Origin of the sequence: uncultured Faecalicoccus sp., from assembly GCF_944327125.1 — a bacterium.
Classification (GTDB): domain Bacteria; phylum Bacillota_I; class Bacilli_A; order Erysipelotrichales; family Erysipelotrichaceae; genus Faecalicoccus.
The window spans coordinates 1-3,143 of sequence record NZ_CALVGO010000085.1 but is presented as its reverse complement, the minus strand read 5'-3'; the positions used below and the strand labels follow the sequence as shown (position 1 = coordinate 3,143).

The following is a 3,143-nucleotide window of genomic DNA, read 5'->3' as shown; positions in this document are numbered from 1 at the left end:
AACCAGATCGAACCGATGCAGCAGGTGCTCTTAGACAAACATTTCAAGAGAAAACATGGACCAGGTGCCTACTATGGACAAAAATAAATACGAACTGGGTCTGTATGAAAAGTCCATGCCCAAAGAACTGAGCTGGGAGGAAAAACTTACTTTGACCAAAGAAAGCGGTTTTGACTATCTGGAAATGAGCGTGGATGAAACCGATGAGAAACTGGCGCGTCTGGACTGGACCCGCAAACAAAGAGAAGAGGTCATTGCGGCCATGAATCAAACCGGTGTTCCCATCCGTTCGATGTGCCTGAGCGGACACAGAAAGTATCCGCTGGGCTCGAAAGATGAAAATGTTCAGTCCCGCTCCCTGGAGATCATGGAAAAGGCAATCGACCTGGCCTATGATCTGGGAATCCGGATCATTCAGCTTGCCGGATACGATGTGTACTACGATGAAGGCGACAGGGAGACAGAGGCAAATTTTGCCCGGAACCTGAAGACCTGTGTGAAGATGGCGGCCCGCAGGGGTGTGATCCTGGGATTTGAGACCATGGAGACCCCGTTTATGGATACCGTTGGCAAAGCGATGAAATATGTCAGAGACATCGACAATGCGTATCTGGGCGTCTATCCGGATATCGGAAATCTGAAGAACGCTTCCTTATTGTATGGAAAGAGCGTCAATGATGATCTGGCCACCGGAAAAGGGCATATCTTTGCCGCACATCTAAAGGAGACGTTGCCTGGAAAGTACAGGGAGATCCCTTTTGGAACGGGACATACCGAATACCGGGAAAATATCGCTGCACTTTATGAAATGGGCGTTTACCGTTTTGTCGGGGAATTCTGGTATACCGGAAATCCGGCATGGAAAGAAGATCTAAGATTCGCATCTAAATTTTTAAGAGAACAATTAGAACAATAGGAGATCATATGTTAGTCACGATGAAGGAAATATTAGACCGGGCCCAAAAAGAAGGCTATGGTGTCACAGCGCCAAACGTACAAAGTGAAGATACGGTTCGTGCTGTAATTCATGTTGCGGAAGAATTGAATGCACCTATGATCATTGATGTCAATGCGTTCATTCATCCAGATTTGCCTTGGTTTGTTCACATGATTCGTGATCTTGTTCGTACCTCGCCGGTTCCTTTTGCGATCAATCTGGATCATGGTAAATCTTATGAAGATATCATGTTGGGGATCAATTCTGGGTTTACATCCATTATGGTTGACCGCTCCAGCTTACCGTATGAAGAAAACGTGAAACAAACCAAAGAAGTCGTAAAAATGTGTCACGTTTTAGGAATCAGTGTAGAAGCAGAGTTGGGTCATGTGGGACAAGGCCAAAACTATGAAATCGATGGTACTACCAACCTTACTGAACCGGATATGGCAGCCCGTTTTATTGAGGAAACCGGCGTTGACTGTCTTGCGGTTGCCATTGGAACGGCGCATGGACGTTATAAAGGAACCCCGCATATTGATTTTGATCGTCTGGAACAAATTGTTCAGGCATGTCCTGATACACCATTGGTGCTCCACGGAGGCAGCGGGACAGGAAATGAAAATCTTGCTCGCGCGGTTCGACATGGAATCCAAAAGGTCAATCTTGCCACAGAACTGGTGGTTGCGGGAAAAGAAGAATTAGAAAAGTTTATCCAGGATCCTAACTTTGATAAATGGAAACTGATTCCAAGTTTTATCAAAGGCTATGAAGATCGATTGGCTCATTATGTAAAATTGTTTGGACAAGACGGAAAGGCATGGACAAAATAATATGATTAGAATTCAGGATGCCTGTGGAAAGACAGGAAAAGCATTGGCAGTTCGCCTGTTGCCAGATACAGATTTAATTGAAGGGATAGAAGAAGCCTGCCGAAAAAACGGAATCCGGCATGCCTATGTAACTTGTTTTGGAAGTTTTAAACAATGTGGATACATGTATCTTGTGCCTAAGGAAGACGCAAAGGTAAAAGCGGGTTATGGAGATGTCATTACCCGAAATGGACCGGTTGAGTTTTTAAATGGGACAGGAGTGGTCTGCCAGAACAATGACCAGTACGACACTCACTTTCACGCCACGATGTGTGACCGGTACGGAACGGTTTTCGGAGGGCATATTGTAAAAGGCACCACTCCGGCTTTAACCACCGTGGATTTGATCGTGCTGGAAATCCAGGATGTAAAGATGCTTCGTGTTGCCGATGAAGAAACTGCTTTGACACAGTTTTACCCTATTCAAGATGAGCAATAGAAAAATAGGTGTCATAGCGGATGATTTTACGGGGGCTGGAGATGCCGCCAGTATGTTGAAAAAATCAGGACAAAGGGTTTTTTTGTATACAGCGGTTCCTCAAAAAGCGCCAGCGGATTTTGATGCCGTTGTAATCGCATCAAAGACGCGAAGTGTAACGCCGGATCAGGCTGTTTTTGAAATCGAACAAATTCTTGACTTTTTCAATAAAATAGGGATCACTACGATCTATTTTAAATATTGTTCCACGTTTGACAGCACCCCGAAAGGGAATATAGGGGTGATCAGTGATTATTTACTGGAGACACTGGATGTACCTTATACCGTGCTGTGTCCTTCTTTTCCGGAAAATGGCCGAACGGTCATGGAAGGACATCTGTATGTGGATGGAGTTCCGCTGGATCAAAGTCCATTGCGGAATCATCCATTAAATCCCATGTGGAGTTCAAGCATCCGTGAGCTGATGAAACCGCAGAGCCAATATCCATGTTATACAGTGAACATGGATACAATAAATCAAGAGACGATCGAGGAGTGGAAAAAAAGATCGCGTCATTTTTATTTGATTCCGAATTATCAGAACGATCAGGATGCCGTAAAAATTGCGAACTATTTTAAAGATCTTCCTGTTTTAACCGGCGGTTCTGCACTGTTGGAATTTATCTTGGATCGTAAGAATTCAAAGGAAGAAGTTCGACGGATCCATAGTCAGAATTCCGTCATTCTGTGCGGCAGCTGCTCTACACAGACAAGGATACAGATCCAGTATTTTAAGAAGAATGGCGGAACACTGTTTCCGGTCAGTGCTTCTCAGTTGTCCGCGCAGGAAATGGATGTAGAAAAAGCGGGAGAATTTATATTGAATGCGAAAGTTCCTGTATTACTCTATAGCGAT

The 3,143-nt window shown here is 44.5% G+C and carries 4 protein-coding genes and 1 pseudogene; all 5 read left to right on the top strand.

The window, feature by feature from the left end:
• Window positions 1-87 (top strand): annotated as a pseudogene (locus Q0K03_RS07415) (sugar isomerase); the annotation flags it as partial.
• Window positions 74-916: an L-ribulose-5-phosphate 3-epimerase gene (locus Q0K03_RS07355; protein WP_297239059.1), complete on the top strand. Its 843-nt coding sequence runs from the start codon at window positions 74-76 to the stop codon at window positions 914-916. The pseudogene Q0K03_RS07415 and the gene Q0K03_RS07355, both read left to right, overlap by 14 nt.
• A gap of 8 nt (window positions 917-924) precedes the next feature.
• A complete protein-coding gene (locus Q0K03_RS07350) occupies window positions 925-1,770 on the top strand; it encodes a class II fructose-bisphosphate aldolase (RefSeq protein WP_297239058.1) in 846 nt (281 codons plus the stop codon).
• A gap of 1 nt (window position 1,771) precedes the next feature.
• Window positions 1,772-2,248 carry a PPC domain-containing DNA-binding protein gene (locus Q0K03_RS07345; RefSeq protein ID WP_297239057.1) on the top strand — a complete coding sequence of 159 codons (477 nt, stop codon included), beginning with the start codon at window positions 1,772-1,774 and terminating at the stop codon, window positions 2,246-2,248.
• Window positions 2,238-3,143: four-carbon acid sugar kinase family protein (locus tag Q0K03_RS07340; protein WP_297239056.1), on the top strand; the 906-nt coding region annotated here is incomplete at its 3' end. The genes Q0K03_RS07345 and Q0K03_RS07340, both read left to right, overlap by 11 nt.

What these genes read in the sequence shown, in the direction of transcription:
- Q0K03_RS07350 (WP_297239058.1), top strand. Translation starts at nt 925, where the DNA reads ATGTTAGTCACGATGAAGGAAATATTAGACCGGGCCCAAAAAGAAGGC.
- Q0K03_RS07345 (WP_297239057.1), top strand. Translation starts at nt 1,772, where the DNA reads ATGATTAGAATTCAGGATGCCTGTGGAAAGACAGGAAAAGCATTGGCA.
- Q0K03_RS07355 (WP_297239059.1), top strand. Translation starts at nt 74, where the DNA reads ATGGACAAAAATAAATACGAACTGGGTCTGTATGAAAAGTCCATGCCC.